Here is a 20,644-nt window from a genome sequence, read left to right on the forward strand (position 1 = left end):
CGCCCCGGCCGGAGCGGGGACGGCGGTCCGGGAGGCCGCCGCCGTTCTGGTGGGCCGGGGCGCCGCTTCCCGTGACTGGGGGCAAGCCCCCAGACCCGCGTACGGCCTCCGGCCGTGTCCTCAATCTCCCCCAGACTTCGTCCGGGGGGACCCCCAACGGGCTTGATTTTCAAGCCCCGCCGGCGATTGAGGCGCGGGGTCCGGGGCCGAGCCCCGAAACCAGCCTCGCCGGCGATTGAGGCGCGGGGTCCGGGGCGGAGCCCCGACATTCGGCTCAGGCAGACGTCTGGCGGAAGCGCGTCGTCCGGTGCACCGGATCCGTGTCGATCTTCGGGATCACATGCTCCCCGATCAGCCGTATCGACCGCAGCGTGTCCTCCCGCGAGATCCCGATCGGGAGCCCGAACGAGAGCTGATCCGCCCCCGCCTGCTCCCAGCGCTTGCACTGGGTCAGCACCTCGTCCGGATCACCGCAGATCAACAGCTCCTCGGCGATGAGGAGTTCGATGATCTCCTCGTTGAACTCGGGCAGAGTCTCCGGCCACACCGGGAAACCCTCCGGCCTGGGGAACGTGTCGTGGTAGCGGAAGACAAGCGACTGGAGGTAGTGCAGACCGCCGCCGGCGGCTATGCGCACCGCCTCCTCGTGCGTGGGCGCGCAGATCGCCGTCGACGTCACCATCACGTTGTCGTTGACGAAGTCCCCGACCGGCTCCGCCTCGATGATCGCCGTCTTGTACTGCTCCAGCACCCACTCCATGTCGGAGACCTTCTGCACGCTGAAGCCCAGCACCCCCAGCCCCTTCCTCGCGGCCATGGCGTACGACGGCGGCGACCCGGCCGCGTACCACATCGCCGGGTGGGACTTCCCGTACGGCTTCGGCAGCACCTTGCGCGGCGGCAGCGACCAGTGCTTGCCCTGGAAGCCGACGTACTCGTCCTGGAGCCACATCTTGGGGAACTCCGCGATCGTCTCTTCCCAGAGTTCCTTGGTGTGGTTCATGTCGGTGATGCCGGGCAGGAAGCCGAGGATCTCGTGACTGCCCGCACCGCGGCCCGACCCGAACTCGAAGCGGCCTTCGGTGAGATGGTCGAGCATGGCGACCTTCTCGGCGACCTTCACGGGGTGATTCACGGGCGCCAGCGGGTTGAAGATGCCCGAGCCCAGATGGATCCGGTCCGTCGCGTGCGCGAGGTAGCCGAGGAACACGTCGCTCGCCGAGAGGTGCGAGTACTCCTCCAGGAAATGGTGCTCGGAGGCCCAGGCGTACTTGAAACCGGACTTGTCCGCCTGGATGACGTACTCGGTCTCCTCCATCAGCGCCTTGTGCTCGGCGAGCGGGTCGGTCTCGGCGCGCTTGCCGACGTATCCCTGTACAAAGAGTCCGAATTCCAAGGTGGTTCACCGCCGTCCTATGTTTCTGACGAACCGTCAGATTCCAGTTGGCTCGACTGTTCCACCGCGCGGATGCAGCGTCAATAGATGGTTCTGACGCATGGTCAGAAAAGGCTCACACCCGCCAGCCAGCCACCGTCGATGACGAAGGGCTGCCCAGTGATGTACGAGGAGTCCTCGCTGCTCAGGAAGAGCGCCAGCTTCGCCACCTCCTCCGGCCGCCCGATCCGGCCCAGCGGCACGAGCTTCTGGTACAGCTCACGCACCGCCGCGGGGTCCACACCGTCGGGGTTGCTCATCGGGGTGTCCACCGCGCCCGGACAGACCGCGTTGACCCGGATGTTCCTGGCAGCCAGCTCGACGGCCGCCACCCGGGTCAGACCGAGCACGGCGTGCTTGGTCGCGGCGTACGCGCCCACGCCCGCCATGCCGGTCAGAGCCGTGTACGAGGCCGTGTTGACGATCGTCCCGCCGCCTGCGGCCTCGATCTCGGGCGCGACAGTGCGGATACCGAGGAAGCAGCCGACCTGATTGACCTGGACGATCTGCTGGAACTCCGCCAGCGGCGTGGACACCAGCTCGTTGAAGCGCAGGATCCCCGCGTTGCTGACCAGCCCGTCGATCTTCCCGAACGCCTCCTTCGCGGCGGCCACGGCGGCGATCCAGTCGGACTCCTGGCTCACATCGAGATGGGCGTACACGGCCGTGGTCTCGCCGAGTTCCTCGCACAGCTCCTTGGCGAGGGCCTCGCCCTGGTCGTCGAGCACATCGGCGAGCGCCACCTGGGCACCCTCCGCCGCGAAGAGCCGCGCCTCCTCCTCGCCCTGACCGCGCGCCGCGCCGGTGATGAGGATGACGCGCCCGTCGAGCTTGCCCATGTCCGTACTCCCTAACTGTCAAGGTGCGGAGCAACGTCGGCGGCGAACGCCGCGATCTGGTCGGTGAGTTCGGCACGGCTCCGGCTGCGGAACCGGACCTGGATCTGGTGCACGCCCATCGCGGCGTAGGCGCGCAGCGATTCGGCGATGGCGTCGGGCTTGCCGGTCAGGGTCCGCCGCCCGACCTCCCACGTCGCGTCTCCTACGTAGAGCGGTTCGGCGATGGCCCCGATCTCGATGGGTTCGGTGATCCCCGCCTCTCCTCGCCACATCCTCAACCTGGATATCTGGTCGGGGAGTTCGGCACGCGGGTCACCCTGAGGCAGCCAGCCGTCGCCCCGTAGGGCAGCCCGGCGTACGGCGGCGGGCGAGGAGCCCCCGACCCAGACCGGGATCCGTGGCTGGACGGGCCGGGGCCGCTGCCCGAGCCCGCTGAAGGAGAACCGTTCCCCGGCGAACTCGGGGTACTCCTCCTCGCCGAGTGCCGCCCTGAGCGCGTCGATCGTCTCGTCGAGCACGGCCCCGCGCCGGGCGAAGTCGACGCCCAGCGCCTCGAACTCCTCCGCCACATGCCCTGCCCCGACCCCGAGGATCAGCCGCCCGCCGGAGAGATGGTCCACGGTGGCGTACTGCTTGGCGGTCACCAGGGGGTGCCGCAGCCCGACGACGGCGACATGGCTGAGCAGCAGGACGCGCTCGGTGATCCCGGCGAGGAAGGAGAGGGTGGCGACGGGGTCGTACCAGACGGTGGACATGGCGCCGGCGAGCCGCCGCGGGATCGCGACATGGTCGCAGCTCGCGAGATAGGCGAATCCGGCGCGGTCGGCGGCCCTGGCGATCTCGGCGAGGTCCTCGGCGCCGGCGTCGGCCTCCCAGGGCTCGGCGTAGATGGTGCTCTGCGACTGGACCGGGAGCTGCATCCCGTACGACAGCCGTCCTTTGGGCAGTACCTGCACATGCACCGTGCCGCCTCCTCCGCCTTGACCTGACGCTCCGTCAACTAGCCGGGCGGGGCCATCGTCGTACCTGACGGCCCATCAGACAAGGGGTGCGCGGACGGCAACCGGTCTCAGCTCACGTCGAACCCCAGCGTGGTGGCGATGACGGCGGCCTGCTCCAGATCGATCTTCGCGCCCGCGAGTTCGACGGTGAGGGGATCAAGGGCTGACAGGTCGCTGCCGCGCAGATCCGCGCCGGTGAGCTTCGAGCCGTGCAGCACGGCCCCGGACAGGTCGACGCCCGCGAGGGTGGCCCCTTCCAGCCGGGCGGCGGTGAGGTCGGCCTCCCGCATCCGCACCCCTTCGAAGACCGCCTTGCGCAGATCGGCACCGGGCAGCCCGACGAAGGACCAGTCACCGCCGGTGACGGAGAAGAGGCTGAAGGTGGAGCTCTGGAAGAGGCTTCCGACGGCCTTGCACTGCTCGAATCGGGTGTCGAAAAAGTTGCAGCTCTTGAAGGTGCAGTTGGTGAAGGCGGCGTTGGTGTGCCGGGAGGCGTTGAACCGTACGCCGGAGAAGGTGCACTCGTCGAAGACGCCGCCGTCGTTGACGACCTCGGTCCAGTCGGTGTCGTACAAGGTGTGGCGGGTGAATCTCTGCCCGGACAGATCCCGTCCGTACCAGTCCTCGCCCCTGATGACGGGCCCTTCGTCGGGGACGGGGGGCCGGTGCGAGATGGGGTCGGCCTTGGCAGGCTCGCGTCTGTTGGACATGCCTCCGATTGAACACCCGGCCACTGACATCGGCGCTCGCCCGCCGGGCAGCCTCAGCCGAGCAGGGCGTACACGGTCGAGGCACGGGCGGCGACGTCCTCGGAGCCGTCGGCCGTCATGGTGACGTCCGCGAAGGCCATACGGCGCCCGAGCTTGGTGATCCGGGCGTCGAGCAGCACGTCGGCGCCGAGAATCGCGCGCTGGAAGCTGGTGGACTGCTGGACGGTGGTCATCGGTCCGTACGCACCGCGTGCCGAGGCGACGGCGATCACGGTCGCGGTGTCCGCGGCGGCCATGAGCGCCTGCCCGGACAGCGCACCGCCTTCGCGGGCGAGCCGTGAGGACCAGGGCAGCCGCAGCACGGCATGGAGCTCGCCGGTCTCGACGACGGCGAGCCCGAGATCGAGCACCCAGGGTGCGAAGTTGTCGGCAAGGATCTTCTCGGCTTCGGCGAGGGACAGCGTCATGCCCTGATGGTGCCCCGGAATACCGATTCCGGGTACCGCGGTACGGGGCGGTGCTGCCCAGATGTGCCGGCCGCTGGTGGGAGCCGTCAGAGGAAGGCCCCCACCAGAACCACGCCGCAGCCCGAGCCCGCCCGCCCGAGCCCCCAGCCATCAGGCCCCGGGCCCCGCCCACAGGCCCTCGTCCGTCAGTCCCAGCAGTTCGATCGCGTTGCCCCGCACGATCCGCTCCACCGCATCCCCCGCCAAGTGGCCCATCTGGCTCTCCCCGACCTCCTTCGACTTCGGCCATGTCGAGTCCGAGTGCGGGTAGTCCGTCTCGTACAGCACATTCCCCACCCCGATCGCGTCCAGGTTCCGCAGCCCGAACGCGTCGTCGAAGAAGCAGCCGTAGACATGCTCGGCGAACAGCTCGGACGGCGGACGAAAGACCTTGTCCGCGACCCCGCCCCAGCCGCGGTTCTCCTCCCAGACCACGTCCGCGCGCTCCAGGATGTACGGGATCCATCCGATCTGGCCCTCCGCGTACATGATCTTCAGGCCGGGGAAGCGCTCGAACTTACCGCTCATCAGCCAGTCGACCATCGAGAAGCAGCAGTTGGCGAAGGTGATCGTGGAGCCGACGGCCGGCGGGGCGTCCGCCGACGTCGAGGGCATCTTCGAGGACGAGCCGATGTGCATCGCGATCACCGTGCCCGTCTCGTCGCAGGCCCGCAGGAAGGGGTCCCACTCGTCCGTGTGGATGGACGGGAGGCCGAGGTGCGGGGGTATCTCGGAGAAGGCAACCGCCCGTACGCCCCGGGCCGCGTTGCGGCGGACCTCTGCCGCCGCCAGCTCCGCGTCCCACAGCGGGATGAGCGTGAGCGGGATGAGGCGGCCGTGCGCCTCGGGGCCGCACCACTCGTCCACCATCCAGTCGTTGTACGCGCGCACACCCAACAGCCCCAGCTCGCGGTCCTTCGCCTCGGTGAAGGTCTGACCGCAAAAGCGCGGGAACGTGGGGAAACAGAGCGCCGACTGGACGTGGTTGACGTCCATGTCGGCGAGGCGCTCCGGGACGCTGTACGACCCCACCCGCATCTGCTCGTACGTGATGACCTCGAGCTTGATCTCGTCGCGGTCGTAGCCGACCGCCGTGTCCAGCCGGGTCAGCGGCCGGTGCAGATCCTCGTACACCCACCAGTCGCCAATCGGCCCGTCGTCCCCCTGCGCGCCCATCACCGGGGCGAACTTGCCGCCCATGAAGGTCATTTCCTTCAGGGGAGCCCGGACGATCCGCGGGCCGCTGTCCTGGTACTTCGACGGGAGCCGGTCCCGCCAGACGTTGGGGGGCTCCACCGTGTGGTCGTCCACCGAGATGATCTTCGGGAAGGTCTCCATGGGCTCCACGGTAGCGCCGATCTGACGATCCGTCAGCTAGTACGACATGAGCCAGAGGTGAGCCCCGGGCAACTATAAACCCAGTCTATACATAGTGTGTATAGTGCGATGCGCGCACGGTCGACCAGCGGCAGATCGTCGCATTCCGTGCGTCTGCCATCCACCAAGGGGGGATATTCGCCATGCCCAAAGAGGCCATGCCCGTAGAGGCCATGCCCAAAAGGACCGTCGCCGCGGCCATCGTCGCCGCCCTCGCGCTCACGCTCACCGGCTGCTCCATGGAGACCACCTCACCCGGCGCCGCCCGGGACCAGGCCGGCAAGGCCGGATCCGACGCCAAACCGCTGACGGCGCACGGCGGCGTCGACTGCGATGAGGCCAAGTGCATAGCCCTCACCTTCGACGCCGGGCCCGGCAAGGACACCCCGCAGCTGCTCGACACCCTGAAGGCGAAGAAGGTTCACGCAACCTTCTTCCTGCTCGGCAAGAACCATGTCCTCAAGCACCCCGACGTCGTACGCCGTATCGCCGACGAGGGACACGAAGTCGCCAACCACACCTGGTCCCACCGCCGTCTGGACGAGCTGAGCACCGACGAGATACGCGACGAGCTCTCCCGTACGCAGGACGCCATAGCAGAGATCACCGGCCGCAAGCCCACCCTGATGCGCCCGCCGCAGGGCCGGATCAACGACGATGTCACCGAGGTCAGCCGGGAACTCGGCCTCGCGCAGGTCCTGTGGAGCGCCACCGCCAAGGACTACTCCACCACCGACTCCGAGCTCATCAAGAGCCGGATACTCGACCAGGCCGGACGCGACGGCATCATCCTGCTGCACGACATATACGACGGGACCGTGCCCGCCGTCCCAGGGATCATCGACGAGCTGAAGAAGCGCGGCTACGCCTTCGTCACCGTGCCCGAGCTGCTCGAGCCCGGAAAGGCCAACCCGGGTGAGGTGTACCGCCCCTGACTGCCGCCCCCGACACCGCCCTCTCACAAAGATCACACACCACCGTCACCTGCGCGGGTCAGCGCGCGGCCGGGCAGGGGCAGGGGCGGAGCAGGAAGTGCCCCGCTGCTGACGGGGCCACCTTGCACAGGGCAGACTGTCGAGGGCGATTCCGGCAGTACGGGGGCAGGGGGCAGCTATGGACCGTGACAGCGGGCCACGCGTACCGGAGCAGCGGGCTCCGGCGCAGAGCGGCGTCAGCGAACTGCGCTTCAGCGTGCTCGGCCCGGTACGCGCGTGGCGCGGCGGCGAGAGCCTGCCGTCCGGATCGCCGCAGCAACGCGCCCTGCTGGCCGCGCTGCTGCTGCGCGACGGCCGTACCGCGACCGCCTCCGAGCTGATCGACGGGATCTGGGGCGAGGACCCGCCCTCGCAGGCGCTCGCCGCGGTCCGCACCTACGCGTCCCGGCTGCGCAAGGTGCTCTCCGTGAACGCCCTGGTCAGCGAGTCGGGCGGCTATGCCATACGAGTCAAGCGCGATGCCCTCGACCTCGCGGTCGCACAGGAGTTGGCCACCGAGGCGGAGAAGTCGCGTGCCGCCGGGGACCGCGGCCAGGCCCGCCTGCTCATCAACAAGTCGCTCGGCCTGTGGGACGGCGAGCCGCTGGCCAATGTGCCGGGGCCGTACGCCGAGAACCACCGGGCCCGCCTCGAGGAGTGGCGGCTCCAGCTCCTGGAGACCCGTCTCGACCTCGACCTGGAGGTCGGCAACCATGCGGAGGCGGTCTCGGAGCTGACCGCGCTCACCGCCGCGCACCCACTGCGCGAGCGGCTGCGCGAGCTGCTGATGCTGGCCCTGTACCGCAGCGGGCGGCAGGCCGAAGCGCTCGCCGTGTACGCGGACACCCGCCGACTGCTCGCCGAGGAGCTGGGCGTCGACCCACGGCCCGAACTCTCCCGGCTGCAGCAGCGCATTCTGCAGGCCGACGCCGAACTGGCCCGCCCCAGCGAGGAGCCCGCACCGGCCCCCCAGGTCACCAGGCCCGCCCAACTCCCCGCCACCGTCCCCGACTTCACCGGACGCGCCTCCTTCGTACGCGAGTTGGGCGGGCAGCTCGCCAGCGCCGAGGGCTCGGTGATGGCCGTCTCGGCGCTCGCTGGCATCGGCGGCGTCGGCAAGACGACCCTCGCGGTCCATGTGGCACACGAGGCGCGCCCGCACTTCCCGGACGGGCAGTTGTACGTCGACCTCCAGGGCGCGGGCAACCGCGCCGCCGAGCCCGAGACCGTACTCGGAGCCTTCCTGCGCGCCCTCGGCACCCCGGACTCCGCGATTCCGGAGACCCTGGACGAGCGGGCCGCGCTCTACCGCTCGACGCTCGACGGCCGCCGAATCCTGGTGCTGCTGGACAACGCGCGCGACGCCGCGCAGATCCGCCCCCTGCTGCCCGGCACGGCGGGCTGCGCGGCCCTGGTCACCAGCCGCGTCCGGATGGTCGACCTGGCAGGCGCGCACCTCGTCGACATCGATGTGATGTCGCCGGAGGAGGCGCTCCAGCTGTTCACCCGGATCGTCGGCGACGAGCGGGTCACCTCCGAGCGCAAAGCCGCCCTGGATGTGGTCGCGGCCTGCGGTTTCCTCCCCCTCGCCATCCGTATCGCCGCCTCTCGGCTGGCCGCACGCCGCACCTGGACGGTGTCCGTCCTGGCCGCCAAGCTCGCGGACGAGCGCCGCCGCCTGGACGAGCTCCAGGCCGGGGACCTCGCGGTGAAGGCCACCTTCGAACTGGGCTACGGCCAGCTGGAGCCGGCGCAGGCGCGCGCCTTCCGCCTCCTCGGCCTCGCCGACGGCCCCGACATCTCGCTCGCCGCTGCCGCCGCGATGCTCGACCTGCCGCTGCAGGAGACGGAGGACCTGCTGGAGGCGCTGGTCGACACGTCCCTGCTGGAGTCGGCGGCGCCGGGGCGCTACCGGTACCACGACCTCGTACGGCTCTACGCGCGTGCGTGCGCCGGGGTCGCCCATGCCGAAGACCAGGGGAGGGTCGGGCAGCCGCCCAGGGGGGCAGAAGGGCCCGACGAGCGGGAGCTGGCGCTGTCCCGGCTGCTCGACTTCTATCTGGCGACGACGGCCAAGGTGTTCGCCATAGAGCGCCCGGGCGACCGGCTGGTCGCCCACCTGGAGCCGACCGGCCATGCGGGGCTCGAGTTCACCGACCGGCAGGCTGCGCAGGACTGGTTCTACGCGGAGGCGCATTGCCTCCTGTCCTGCGCTCGGCAGGCTGCCGGCGGGGCCGCCCGGCTCCGCCCCGCCGTCGATCTGCTGTGGGCGGCACAGGATCTGGCCGAGTCCGGCGCGAACTCCAAGGTGTACGAGGCAGTCGCCTTCGCGGCGCTCGAAGCGGCACGCGCCGTCGGCGACGCCCGCACCGAGGGGCGCGCGCGGACTTCGGTGACCAACGTCCATCTGGTGGCGGGCCGTTACGAGGAGGCCGACGAGGAGGCCAAGCAGGCGGCCGCTCTCGCGAGGGGCGCCCACGACCCGGCGCCCGTGTACTGGTCCGACAACGACCGCGGCATCATCGCCTTCATACAGGGGCGCAACGAGGAGGCCGAGGCGCACCTGGGCCGGGCGCGGGAGGGGTCACGCGCCGACGGGAACCTGCCCGGAGAGGCCAGCGCCCTGTGCAACCTCTCGCGCATCCATGTCGCCATGGGCCGCACCGCGCAGGGCATCGCACTGGCAGAGCAGGGCATCGCGATGTACGACCGGATCGGACACCCGCTCCGGCTGGCCAATGCGCGCTACGCCCTGGGTGTCGCGCTGACCCAGGCGGGGCGGCACACCGAGGCGCTGGAGCAACTGACCGAGGCGCTGGACCGGTTCGAGGCGAACCGGCAGCGCCTGTGGGAGGGGACCACGCATTTCCGCATCGCGCAGGCCCACCTCTCGGCCCGCCGCGCCGCGCGGGCGGCCCAGCATGCCGAGCAAGCGCTCGCGATCGGATGCATCGGCGGCGACCGGATCCGGGCGAATGTGCTGGTCACCCTGGGCAGGGCGCTGGACAGCCTCGGCCAGGCGGACCGCGCGCGTGCTTGCTGGCGAGAGGCGCTGGTCCTGCACGAGCAGTCGGGCGCCCCGGAGGCCGAGGAAGTACGGGAGTTGCTCGCCCCCCTCAGCGGCGCCGCCTGAAAACTCCGGGCCAGGGCGTTCATCGATTGTTTATGCTCTTCCGACATGCTCAACAGCATTCGATCCGTCGCGTCGGGGGGCAGGCGGATCCCGGGACCGTCACCTCAGCGGGGGGCGACAGGTCCACTGGCCTTCTGTCCGGCGACCCTCGGGGGAGTCTCCGGGCAGAAGGCCACCTTCGGTTCATGTCGAGCAATCCCATGGGGGACGCGATGAGCACCAACGAGAAGAAGCAGGAAGAGATCACCACACTGGGCGACCACCACGCGCCCGCGCCGCCGAAGCTCCTGGGCGACGGTGGAGCCACCACCCAGGGCGACCACCACGCGCCCGCGCCGCCGAGGCTCCTGGGCGACGGTGGAGCCACCACCCAGGGCGACCACCACGCGCCCGCGCCGCCGAGGCTCCTGGGCGACGGTGAGGTCACCACGCTGGGCGACCACCACGCGCCGGCGCCGCCGAAGGACGGCACCATCACGACGCTGGGCGACCACCACGCGCCCGCGCCGCCGAAGCTCCTGGGCGACGGTGGGGCCACCACCCAGGGCGACCACCACGCGCCGGTCCCGCCCAAGGGCTGATCGGGACTCCTCACAACGGGGTGCGGCCGCGGCGGCGCGGAGGGGAGCCGCCGCGGCCGCGGTATGTCCAGGCCGGTCTGCCGCGCCGGTCTGCCGCGCCGGTCAGCCGCGCGCCCGCGCCGGGTCCGGTCTGCCGTGGACGCCCGTGCTCGTCAGGCCCGTTGCCGCGACCGCAGCTCCGCCTTCAGGACCTTCCCGCTCGCGTTCCTCGGCAGTTCGCTGACGAACTCGACCTCCCTCGGGACCTTGTAGTTCGCCATCTCGCGCCGCGACCAGGCGATCAGATCGTCCGCCGTGAGCGTCGAGCCCCGGTGCCGTACCGCATACGCCTTGCCCACCTCGCCGAGCCGCGCGTCGGGGACGCCGATGACCGCCACATCCGCCACATCCGGGTGCAGGCCCAGCAGTTGCTCTATCTCCGCCGGGTAGGCGTTGAAGCCGCCGACGATGAACATGTCCTTGATCCGGTCGGTGATCCGGAGATTGCCCCCCTCGTCCAGAACGCCGACGTCGCCCGTGCGCAGCCAGCCGTCGTAGGTGAACGCCTTCACCGTCTCCTCCGGGTCCTCGAAGTAGCCCTGCATCACGTGGTGTCCACGCACCAGCACCTCGCCCGGTTCACCGGCGGCGGCCGTCACGCGGACCTCGGTGCCGGGGATCGCGCGGCCCGAGGTGGTCGCGATCGTCTCCGGGGCGTCGCCGCGGCGGCACATCGTGACGATGCCGCTCGCCTCGGAGAGGCCGTACGCCGTCAGCACCGTGGCGATGCGCAGCTCGCTGCGCAGCCGCTCCACCAGCTGGAGCGGGACGACCGCCGCGCCGGTGACCACAAGGCGCAGCGCGGACAGGTCGTGCTGGTCGCGGGCCGGGTGGTCGAGCAGCGACTGGTGCAGGGTCGGCGGTCCTGGCAGCACCGAGATGCGTTCGGCGGCGATGTTCGCCAGGACCGTGTCCACGTTGAAGACCGGCTGCGGCACCATCGTCGCGCCCCGCGTCAGACAGGCGATGATGCCCGCCTTGTAGCCGAAGGTGTGGAAGAAGGGGTTCACGATCAGATAGCGGTCGCCCTCGCGCAGTCCCGCGAGTTCGCTCCACACGTCGTAGCAGCGCAGCGTCTGCGCATGGGTGATGACCGCGCCCTTGGGGCGGCCGGTGGTGCCCGAGGTGAAGATGATGTCTGAGGGGGCGAAGGAGTCGATCGAGTCGGCCCGGGTGCGGACTTGCGCCGGTGTGACGCCGTCGCCGCCCGCCAGAAAGTCCTTCCAGGTACGGAAGTCCTCGGGCGCACTGTCGGCGAGGACCACGACCTGCTCCAGGTGCGGCAGGTCCACCTCCGCGCGGCGCAGGGACGCGACGTAGGAAGTGCCGAGGAAGGTGCCGGTGACGAAGAGCAGTCTGGCCCGGCTGCGCTGGAGTACGTACGAGGCCTCCGTGCCCTTGAAGCGGGTGTTCAGCGGCACCAGCACCGCACCGGCCGTGACCGCGCCGAGCGCGGAGACGATCCAGTCGAGGGTGTTCGGGGCCCAGATGGCGACCCGGTCGCCAGGTTCGATGCCCGAAGCCATACAGGCGGCGGCCGCCCGTTCGACCCGCTCGCCCAGTTCGGCGTACGAGACACGGGTGCGGCCATCGACGACGGCCTCCCGCCGCCCGTACCGTCCGGCAGCGCTCCGTACCAGCTTCGGGATGGTGCCCCACTCCAGGTCGCCGCGCATCGCAAGCCCTTCCACCGCAGTAGCTGACTACCCGTCAGATTAGCTGTACCCTCCCCCTCATGGCGAGCCTCAAGGACGCAGCCGCGATAGCCGGGATAGGGCAGACGGCCTTCGCGAAAAACCTCCCCGATTCCGAGAAGACCCTGGCCTGCCGGGCCATCGTCGCCGCGCTCGACGACGCAGGCGTCGACCCGTCCGAGGTCGACGGCTTCGCCTCGTACACGATGGAGGAGACGGACGAGGTCGAGGTCGCGAAGTCCATCGGCGCGGGAGACGTGACCTTCTTCTCCAAGGTCGGCTACGGCGGCGGCGGTTCCTGCGCCACGCTCGCCCATCTCGCCGCGGCGATCGCGACGGGCCAGGCGAGCGTGGGGGTCGCCTGGCGCTCGCGCAAACGCGGTTCTGGCCCAAGGCCCTGGAAGAACACGGCCGTTCAGCTGCCCACCCCCGGCCAGTGGACCCGGCCCTTCGGACTGCTGCGGCCCGCCGACGAGATCGGCATGCTGACGCGGCGCTATATGCACGAGTACGGCGCCACCCGCGACCATCTCTTCAACGTCGCCCTCGCCTGCCGCAACCGCGCCAACCAGAACCCCGCCGCGGTGATGTACGAACGGCCGCTGACCCGCGGCATGTATATGACCTCGCGATGGATCAGTGAGCCGCTCTGCCTCTTCGACAACTGCCTGGAGACGGACGGCGCGCTGGCCTGCGTGATCGTGAGCGCCGAGCGCGCCCGCGACTGCCGCCACCGGCCGGTGTACGTCCACTCGGCAGCCCAGGGCCTGCCCGCCCAGCACCACGGAATGGTCAACTACTGGAACGACGACCCGCTCACCGGACCCGCCTGGACGGCGGCCCGCCAGCTGTGGAAGACCGCCGACTTCGGGCCGCAGGACGTCGATGTGGCGCAGATCTACGACGCGTTCACGCCGCTCGTACCGCTGTCCCTGGAGGGCTACGGCTTCTGTGGGAGGGGCGAGGGCGCGGCGTTCACCGAGGGCGGCGCGCTGGAGATCGGCGGCCGGCTGCCCCTCAACACCGGCGGCGGCGGGCTGAGCGAGGCGTACGTACACGGCTTCAACCTCATCAACGAGGGCGTGAAGCAGCTGCGCGGCATCTCCACCGCACAGGTCCCGGACGCCGCGACCTGCCTGGTCACCGCGGGCGAGGGTGTGCCCACTTCGGCCGTTCTGCTGAGGAGTTGAGATGCTCGCACCGCTCGTCGACGAGGACGGCGCACCCTTCTGGGAGTACGCCGCCCGGGGCGAACTCCGCGTCCAGGCCTGCGCGCCCTGTGGCGAGCTGCGCTTTCCGCCCCGGCCCTGCTGCCCGCACTGCAGGTCCTTCGACAGCGAGTGGCGCAGGATGAGCGGGCGTGGCCGCATCTGGTCGTACGTCGTTCCCCATCCGCCGCTGCTGCCCGCATACGCCGCCCAGGCGCCGTACAACGCGGTCGTAGTCGAGCTCCTGGACGCCCCCCGCATCCGGCTGGCCGGCAATGTGGTCGAGGCGCCGGACGCCCCGCTGAACTCCGTCGACCCGGCGCGGCTGCGCATCGGCGCGGGGGTGCGGGTGGCGTTCACCCGGCTCGGTGACATCACTGTGCCGCGCTGGCTGCTGGAGCGCTCATGAGTCTGCGCATCGACAGCGACAAGGAGACGGGCGTCGCGCTGGTCACGCTCGACCGGCCGGAGAAGCACAACGCCATCGATCTGGAGACGGCGGCCGAACTGACGGCCGCCTGGAGGGAGTTCCGCCGCGACGACGCCGTACGGGCCGTGGTGGTGACCGGCGCGGGCGGCAAGGCGTTCTGCACCGGCATCGACCGCTCGGTCCAGGTGCCGCAGCCCTCGTCCCCGTACTCGATCGACGATCCGCTGATCGCGATCGGGCCGAAGGCCAACGACCTGTGGAAGCCGGTGATCGCGGCCGTGGAGGGGATGGCCTGCGGCGGGGCGTTCTATCTGCTCGGCGAGAGCGAGTTCGTGGTGGCCTCGCGGGATGCGACGTTCTTCGACCCGCACACGACGTACGGCATGGTCAGCGCGTACGAGACCATCTACCTGGCGCAGCGGATGCCGTTCGGCGAGGTGGCGCGGATGGCGCTGATGGGGACGGCGGAACGGATCTCGGCCCGGCGGGCCTACGAGACGGGCCTGGTCTCGGAGTTGACCGAACCTGGCGAGGCGGCGGCGGCCGCGCTGCGGGCCGCGGCGGTGGTGGCGTCGCACCCGGCCGAGGCCGTGCAGGGAACCGTACGGGCGGTGTGGTCGGCGCGCGAGGCGGCGAGGACGCAGGCGCTCGCCCATGCCCCGCACCTGATCGCACTCGGGAATCTGCCGCCGGAGCGGCAGGCGGAGCTCTTCGAGGGCGGGCGGGGCAGGGGGAGCTACCGGGTGCGGTAGCCGGGGGCTCCGCCCCCGGCCCTCCCCCATAGCCCTTCGGGCATGGGAGGTGCCCCCACCCCCTGCGCCCCGCGGGCGTAGGGGGACCCCGCACCTCAAACGCCGGAGAAGCTGCTCAGTCGGCGAGCAGGGCTTCGGCCTCGCACTTCTTCACGCGCGACACCTTCTTGGGACTCTGCATCCTGACCGTGACGGTCTCGGTCTCCCCGCCGTCCAGACTGACCTTGGTGTAACCGCGGTCGACGACATCGCCCGCGGCGTCCAGGAACACCACGTCGACCTCGTACCGGTGCGCCACCGAGGAGTCCGAGACAACCTTCACCGTGGCCGAGGTATCGGCCTTGCGCTTGCCGCGGCCCTTCTTCACACAGTCGAGGACGGACGCCCGGGCGGCGCCGCTCTCCGTCGGGGTGGGGGTGGGCTCGTCGGTGTACGAGTCCGAACCGGAGGAGGAGCCGGAAGAGCTGTAGTCGTCATCGTCGTAGTCGCGGTAGCCGCTGTTCGACTTCTTGGAGCTGGAGCAGCCGCCGCCTCCGCCGCCGCTGCCCTTCGACCTGCTCTTTCCACCGCTGCCGCCCTTGCCGCCCGATGACGAAGTCGAAAAACCGGTCAGCGCGAGCACCACGACGACAAGTACGGCCCCGAGCTTGAGACGTCGACGCACCATAGCCATTTCTCCCCCTGAAACTGAGGTACTTGATGTACCTGACAACCGCGCGACACCGTAGCAGTCGCGAATCAGGGGCGGCCGGGCGGGGATTGGTCCCCCGGGTGCGTCGGGTGCGTCGGGGGTCCGTCCAGCCTGCGGTGGGTGTGAGCCTCGGTCTCCGGCGGCTCCGAGCGAACACGGCCGCTCATCACGACCGCGGCGACAAGCAACAGCAAACCGCCGCCGACGGCGTATGCCACTCCGTCACCGACGCCGCCGCCTTCGCCGCCGACGGTGAGAGCGCCGGCCTCCTGGCCCAGGCGGACCATCCACAGCACGGTGAAGCCGAGCACGATCACCCCGGACAGCGCGACCAGCAGCCGCGAGTGCAGGGCGAGACCGATCAGGGTCAACAGGGCCGCGACAGCGAACGGCAGAAGAAGCGAGGCAGCCAGTTCGGCCTTGGTCTCTGTGATGCCGTTGAACAGGTCCTGGACACGGTAGTCGCGCCCGTGACGGCCGTCGTACCAGACACGGAAGGGGCTCCATACGGCGGCCGCCGCTCCGACGAGAGCGAGGATCGAGCCGATGATGTTGCGTGTCATCGTCGGCCTCCCGGGTACGCCGCGCTCTCGATCACGACGCTACGCCCGGGGAGTGCGCCCCGCCATCGGGCGCCGGAAGGCGCACTGGGTGAGGCCCCGGCAACGACTACCGAGCCCCGCCCCGCCCGGTCGCCGTCCCCTTGACCGCGTCCAGCGCGTACACACACCGGTCCTTGCTGCACGCGTACACCACACCGCCCTGCGCCACCGGTGACCCGGTGATCTCGCCGCCGGTCGCGAGTTTCCAGCGCAGCTGGCCGCCGCTCGCGTCCAGCGTGTAGAGCACATGGTCCGCGGAGCCGAAGTGCACCCGGCCGTCCGCGACGACCGGCGCTCCGATGACGTCGCCGCCCGCGGCGAACCGCCACATCGGGGTGCCGGTCACCGCGTCCAGCGTGTACAGCGCGCTGCCGCTGCCCACATGGATGTTGCCGCCGGCCACGAGGACCGGCTCGACGGACTGGCGCGACTCGGTGGCAATACGCCAGCGGTCCTTGCCGGTCGTGGCGTCCAGGGCGTACACCGTGCCGAGGTAGTCGGCGAGATAGACGCCGCCGCCCGTCACCGCCGGGCCCGGGGCGAAGACCGGCGGCGAGAGGAACACCGCGGGGGCCTCGAAGTGCCAGCGGACCAGGCCGTTCGAGATGTCGACGGCGAGGACGCGGGTGCCGGCCGCGACGTATACATATCCGTCGGGTGCGGGATGCACCCGCACGGGGACATTGCCGCAGGACGCCGCGTCACCGATGGGATAGGACCAGCGCTCCACGCCCGTACGGGCCTCCAGCGCGCGCAGCCTCGCGTCCTTCCACACGTACACCGTGTCGCCGAAGATCGCGGGCCCGGCCTCCGGGGTCTCGAAGTCCGTCTGCGCCCCGGTCGTCTCCCACAGCTTCTCGCCGTTGGACGCCTCCCATGCCTGTACGCCGCCGCCGCGGGTGCCGGTGAGGACGGTGCCGCGGTCGACCTTGAGGGAGAAGACCCAGGCGTCGGCCTGGAGCCGCCACCGCTCCTGGCCGCTGGTCGCGTCGAGGGCGTAGAGCGAAGGCCCGTCGGAGGCATGGATACGGCCGCCGGAGACGGCCATCGCCCAGGCCACGTCCCGGGTCTTGAACTGGCGACGGCCGCTGCCCACGTCCAGCGCGTGCACCTCGAAGGAGGTGACGTAGAGGAGATCCCCGGCGACCACGGGCGTGCCCCAGACGTCGTTCGACATCCGGAATCGCCACGGGCGCCAGTGTCCGGTGGGCGTGTCCGGGGGCGAGGCGGGCTGCGGCACGGGTGCCTGGACGGGGGCCGGTCCGGGTGGCGGGTGGGCGCTGGTCGCGGCCTCGGCGCCGTTCAGCCCGCCGGGCGGGCGGATCCAGCCGGTCGCCGGGCCGGTCTCGACTACCCCGCCGCGGCCGGCGTCGGCGACGCGCGGGCCGGGGCCGATCGGCACCTTGGAGCCGGGCAGCCGCACGGGTCCGGCGGTGGCGGGCGAGGTCACCGCAACGGGTGACGGTGAGGCCTGTCCCGTACGCGGATCGCTGCCGCCGTGCCAGGCGGAGTCCCAGTCGGCGCCCTGCCGGGGCGGCGGCTGCGGCGGTGCCTGGGGAACGGGCGGGGCGGGCTCGGCCGGTCGCGGCGGGGCGAGGGGGGCCGGGACGGCGGGTCTGCCGCCGCGGCGCTGCTCGATCATCGCGGTGGCCCGCGCCGGCAGCCATGCGGACGCGGTACCGCTGTCGTCACTGCCGGACGAGAACAGATGAGGGGCGAGCTGAGACTGCAGATCCTCGGGCGTGGGCCGCCGCCCGGCCTCCATCTGCATACAGGACTCGATCAGCGGCCGGAGTTCGTCCGGCAGCCCCTGAAGGTCCGGGCCCTCCCGCAGCAGCATGAAGACGGTCTCGACCGGGTTCGCACCGTGAAAGGGGGCGTGGCCGGTCGCCGCGAAGACCAGCGTGGAACCGAGCGAGAACACATCGCTCGCGCCGGTCACGCTGCGGGAGTCGCGCGCCTGCTCCGGTGACATGTAAGCGGGCGTGCCCACGGCGACATTGGTCATGGTCAGCCGGGTGTTGGAGACGCCGGACGCGATGCCGAAGTCGATGACGCGCGGCCCGTCCTCCACCACCAGGACGTTCGAAGGCTTGAGATCGCGGTGGACGAGGCCGGCGCCATGGATGGACTGCAGCGCCTCGGCGACGCCGGCCGCCAGCCAGCGCACCGCCTGGGCCGGCATCGGCCCGCACTCATTCACTATCTCTTCGAGGGAGGGCGCGGGGACGTACGCGGTGGCAAGCCACGGCACGGCAGCCCGCGGGTCGGCGTCGACCACGGCCGCCGTGTAGAAACCGCTGACGGCCCGGGCGGCTTCCACCTCACGGGTGAAGCGGACACGGAACAGCTGGTCCTCGGCGAGCTCGGTACGCACCGTCTTGATCGCCACCCGGCGGCCGGACGCCGACCGGGCGAGATAGACCAGCCCCATGCCGCCGGCACCGAGCCGGCCCAGTACCTCGAACGGACCGATCCGTCTCGGGTCATGCTGCGTCAGCTGCTCGATCACTTGCCTGCCACCTCCCCGTACGGGCCCCAGAAGATTTGGAGCCCGCCAATTCCAGCCCCGTGCAGCGTCTCACCACCGAGACCCTCAGCGGTGCGCACCCTGATTCTTCCTGTCTGAGGCGGCGGTTGCGAACCCGGGGGCGGATCGGGGTGTCTCACCCGGTTTCGGACACGGATCGGGGAGCGGAATGGTTCAGCCGCACGCGTCCAGGCGTCAGTCTTGACGCGGACCGGCCACTTCGGGTTGCCCTCAGGCAGCCTTCGGTTCTGCGAGCACCGCGAATGAAGCGCCCTGGTTGTCGGCGAGCACGGCGATGCGTCCGTACGGGATGTCGAAGGGCATCGCCTGGATACGGCCGCCGAGGCGGGTTGCGGCCGCGGCGGTCTCGTCGCAGTCGTCGACGCAGAAGTAGATGAGGAAGTGGCCGGGCATCTCGGCCGGGAAAGCGTCGGTGATGACGCTGCGGCCGCCGATGGCGGTGTCCTCCCCCGGTTCCGTACCGGCCGGGGACCACATCCGGAAGTCGATGGAGTCGTCGGGCAGGTCCGTGCCCAGGAAGCCGAAAACCCGTTCGTAGAAGGGGTCGGCCCGCTCCTTGTCCCGCGTGTACACCTCGGTCCAGCAGAAGGAGCCCGGCTCGCCCTGTTTCTCGAAGCCGACTCTGTCGCCCGCCTGCCAGAGCCCGAAGACCGCGCCGCCGGGGTCCGTGGCGAGCGCCATCGTCCCGGCCGTGCCGACCTGCACCGGGGCCGTGATCACCTGGCCGCCGGCGTCCCTGATGTCCCTGCTCAGCGCGGCGGCGTCGGAGGTGGCGAAGTAGACGCCCCAGACGGTGGGCATCCGGCCGTCGCGCTTGGGCACGAGGGCGGCGACCAGCTTTCCGTCGCTGAAGGCGTCGACGTGCGGCCCTTCGCCCTCACCGAATGTCCAGCCGAAGAGCTCGCCGTAGAAACGCTTGCCCGCCTCGACATCGGGGAGCGCCGCGTCCACCCAGCACGGCGCGCCCTGTGGGAATACGGCCATGGACCTGGTTCCTTCCCTGGTGCGGGATGCGGCGGGTGTGGTGCCCGTCACACTCAAGCTAGCGGCGTGGCCCGCGTGGCGCAGGTAATCGAATCGAACATTTGCCCAATTGTCAGGACATTGGAGCCGGGGCGGGGTGCGGATTTGTCGAGTTGTCCACGGAAGTTGTCCACAGGCTGTTGATAACACTATTGGCGTACACCGGCCGCGCCCGGGTCTCGCCCCTGTCACAGCCCTGCCGCACCCCATTTGCACTCGGCCGAATCGCGCGCCGATCACCCCTCGGTAAGCTGACGGCATGACAGGACAAGTACGCACCGTCGACGGCCGAGTGGCCGGACGACGCGGTCAGGCGACGCGGCAGAAGCTGCTCGACTGCCTCAGCGAGATGCTCAGCTCCTCGCCGTACCGGGACGTCAAAGTCATCGACGTGGCCCGGAAGGCGGGCACTTCACCCGCGACCTTCTACCAGTACTTCCCGGACGTCGAGGGCGCGGTCCTCGAGATCGCGGAGGAAATGGCCAAGGAGGGCGCGGGGTTGACCGAACTGGTCTCCGGCCGCTCCTGGGTCGGCAAGGCCGCCTGGCAGACGTCGGAGGAACTGGTCGAGGGCTTCCTCGATTTCTGGCGCCGCCACGACGCGATTCTGAGGGTGGTGGATCTGGGGGCCGCGGAGGGCGACAAGCGGTTCTACAAGATCCGCATGAAGATCCTGAACTCCGTCACCAACTCCCTTACGGACGCGGTGAAGGACTTGCAGGCCAAGGGAAGGGTCGACAAGGACGTCAGCCCGGCGGCGATGGCAGGCTCGCTGGTGGCGATGCTGGCGGCGGTGGCGTCACATCAGAAGGGGTTCACGACCTGGGGAGTGAAACAGGCCGAACTGAAGCCGAATCTCGCGCTGTTGGTGCACCTGGGCATCACGGGCAAGAAGCCGACGAAATAGGCGGCCCCGGCTCACCTTTCTTCAAGTCCTGTCACGCCGACGGCGGTCCCTTTCCAGGTGACCGCCGTCGGCTTTGGTCATCCTGGTCCGTGGTGCGGGTGGGCCAGGGGGCGTTGGTGGTTACTCTCCGGTGGGGGTTTCACGAGCGAACCCCCAGTCGTCCTGGTCCGTGGTGAGGGTGGGCCAGGGGG

At 70.4% G+C, this 20,644-nt stretch carries 18 protein-coding genes; 7 read left to right on the forward strand and 11 right to left on the reverse strand.

The annotated features are described in order from the left end of the window. Positions 1–274 precede the first annotated feature (274 nt). The 6 genes from ACFYWY_RS17140 to ACFYWY_RS17165 all read right to left on the reverse strand — a co-directional run bounded on the left by ACFYWY_RS17140 (position 275) and on the right by ACFYWY_RS17165 (position 5,829). Positions 275–1,396 carry an LLM class flavin-dependent oxidoreductase gene (locus ACFYWY_RS17140; RefSeq protein ID WP_389186469.1) on the reverse strand — a complete coding sequence of 374 codons (1,122 nt, stop codon included), beginning with the start codon at positions 1,394–1,396 and terminating at the stop codon, positions 275–277. A gap of 104 nt (positions 1,397–1,500) precedes the next feature. After that, positions 1,501–2,274, reverse strand: coding sequence for an SDR family NAD(P)-dependent oxidoreductase (locus ACFYWY_RS17145; protein ID WP_389186472.1), 774 nt, complete (start codon positions 2,272–2,274; stop codon positions 1,501–1,503). 11 nt (positions 2,275–2,285) lie between these two features. Beyond that, on the reverse strand, positions 2,286–3,194 hold the full coding sequence (locus ACFYWY_RS17150; RefSeq protein WP_389186926.1) for an LLM class F420-dependent oxidoreductase: 909 nt from the start codon (positions 3,192–3,194) through the stop codon (positions 2,286–2,288). Between the two features lie 149 nt (positions 3,195–3,343). Beyond that, positions 3,344–3,985, reverse strand: a complete 642-nt coding sequence (locus ACFYWY_RS17155; protein WP_389186475.1) for a pentapeptide repeat-containing protein — start codon at positions 3,983–3,985, stop codon at positions 3,344–3,346. 53 nt (positions 3,986–4,038) lie between these two features. Then, the gene (locus tag ACFYWY_RS17160; RefSeq protein ID WP_389186478.1) at positions 4,039–4,452 is read right to left on the reverse strand and encodes a PaaI family thioesterase; all 414 of its coding nucleotides are present in this window, start codon (positions 4,450–4,452) and stop codon (positions 4,039–4,041) included. Positions 4,453–4,602: 150 nt separating this feature from the next. After that, entirely contained in the window at positions 4,603–5,829 is a 1,227-nt protein-coding gene (locus ACFYWY_RS17165; protein WP_389186481.1) for an amidohydrolase family protein, read from the reverse strand. 197 nt (positions 5,830–6,026) lie between these two features. Here ACFYWY_RS17165 and ACFYWY_RS17170 point away from each other — a divergent pair, with 197 nt between their 5' ends. From ACFYWY_RS17170 to ACFYWY_RS17180, 3 genes are all read left to right on the forward strand, one after another. Then, positions 6,027–6,803, forward strand: coding sequence for a polysaccharide deacetylase family protein (locus ACFYWY_RS17170; RefSeq protein WP_389186929.1), 777 nt, complete (start codon positions 6,027–6,029; stop codon positions 6,801–6,803). Between the two features lie 178 nt (positions 6,804–6,981). Further along, a complete protein-coding gene (locus tag ACFYWY_RS17175) occupies positions 6,982–9,975 on the forward strand; it encodes a BTAD domain-containing putative transcriptional regulator (RefSeq protein ID WP_389186484.1) in 2,994 nt (997 codons plus the stop codon). Positions 9,976–10,160: 185 nt separating this feature from the next. Further along, on the forward strand, positions 10,161–10,556 hold the full coding sequence (locus ACFYWY_RS17180) for a hypothetical protein (protein ID WP_389186487.1): 396 nt from the start codon (positions 10,161–10,163) through the stop codon (positions 10,554–10,556). Positions 10,557–10,708: 152 nt separating this feature from the next. On the opposite strand, the gene ACFYWY_RS17185 is transcribed toward ACFYWY_RS17180, so the two are convergent. Beyond that, positions 10,709–12,271 carry a FadD3 family acyl-CoA ligase gene (locus ACFYWY_RS17185; protein ID WP_389186932.1) on the reverse strand — a complete coding sequence of 521 codons (1,563 nt, stop codon included), beginning with the start codon at positions 12,269–12,271 and terminating at the stop codon, positions 10,709–10,711. Between the two features lie 59 nt (positions 12,272–12,330). Here ACFYWY_RS17185 and ACFYWY_RS17190 point away from each other — a divergent pair, with 59 nt between their 5' ends. The 3 genes from ACFYWY_RS17190 to ACFYWY_RS17200 are packed head-to-tail and all read left to right on the forward strand — an operon-like array spanning position 12,331 to position 14,679. Next, positions 12,331–13,479, forward strand: a complete 1,149-nt coding sequence (locus ACFYWY_RS17190) for a lipid-transfer protein (RefSeq protein ID WP_389186490.1) — start codon at positions 12,331–12,333, stop codon at positions 13,477–13,479. 1 nt (position 13,480) lies between these two features. Beyond that, positions 13,481–13,906 (forward strand): Zn-ribbon domain-containing OB-fold protein, encoded by a 426-nt coding sequence (locus tag ACFYWY_RS17195; protein ID WP_389186493.1) that lies wholly within the window; start codon positions 13,481–13,483, stop codon positions 13,904–13,906. Then, positions 13,903–14,679: an enoyl-CoA hydratase/isomerase family protein gene (locus ACFYWY_RS17200; protein WP_389186496.1), complete on the forward strand. Its 777-nt coding sequence runs from the start codon at positions 13,903–13,905 to the stop codon at positions 14,677–14,679. The genes ACFYWY_RS17195 and ACFYWY_RS17200 overlap by 4 nt, the downstream gene beginning before the upstream one ends. A gap of 115 nt (positions 14,680–14,794) precedes the next feature. Here the strand turns inward: ACFYWY_RS17200 and ACFYWY_RS17205 are convergent, their stop codons facing one another. The 4 genes from ACFYWY_RS17205 to ACFYWY_RS17220 form a co-directional block, all read right to left on the reverse strand. Next, the gene (locus ACFYWY_RS17205) at positions 14,795–15,346 is read right to left on the reverse strand and encodes a hypothetical protein (RefSeq protein WP_389186499.1); all 552 of its coding nucleotides are present in this window, start codon (positions 15,344–15,346) and stop codon (positions 14,795–14,797) included. A gap of 71 nt (positions 15,347–15,417) precedes the next feature. Beyond that, on the reverse strand, positions 15,418–15,933 hold the full coding sequence (locus ACFYWY_RS17210; protein WP_389186503.1) for a hypothetical protein: 516 nt from the start codon (positions 15,931–15,933) through the stop codon (positions 15,418–15,420). A 106-nt stretch (positions 15,934–16,039) separates the two neighbouring features. Continuing rightward, positions 16,040–18,484 carry a PQQ-binding-like beta-propeller repeat protein gene (locus tag ACFYWY_RS17215; RefSeq protein WP_389186507.1) on the reverse strand — a complete coding sequence of 815 codons (2,445 nt, stop codon included), beginning with the start codon at positions 18,482–18,484 and terminating at the stop codon, positions 16,040–16,042. Between the two features lie 249 nt (positions 18,485–18,733). Beyond that, the gene (locus tag ACFYWY_RS17220; RefSeq protein WP_389186510.1) at positions 18,734–19,507 is read right to left on the reverse strand and encodes a VOC family protein; all 774 of its coding nucleotides are present in this window, start codon (positions 19,505–19,507) and stop codon (positions 18,734–18,736) included. 298 nt (positions 19,508–19,805) lie between these two features. Between ACFYWY_RS17220 and ACFYWY_RS17225 the strand changes: the two genes are divergently transcribed. Next, positions 19,806–20,453 carry a TetR family transcriptional regulator gene (locus ACFYWY_RS17225; protein WP_389186513.1) on the forward strand — a complete coding sequence of 216 codons (648 nt, stop codon included), beginning with the start codon at positions 19,806–19,808 and terminating at the stop codon, positions 20,451–20,453. Positions 20,454–20,644: the final 191 nt, after the last annotated feature.

Origin of the sequence: Streptomyces sp. NPDC002870 (genome assembly GCF_042888505.1) — a bacterium.
Taxonomy (GTDB): domain Bacteria; phylum Actinomycetota; class Actinomycetes; order Streptomycetales; family Streptomycetaceae; genus Streptomyces.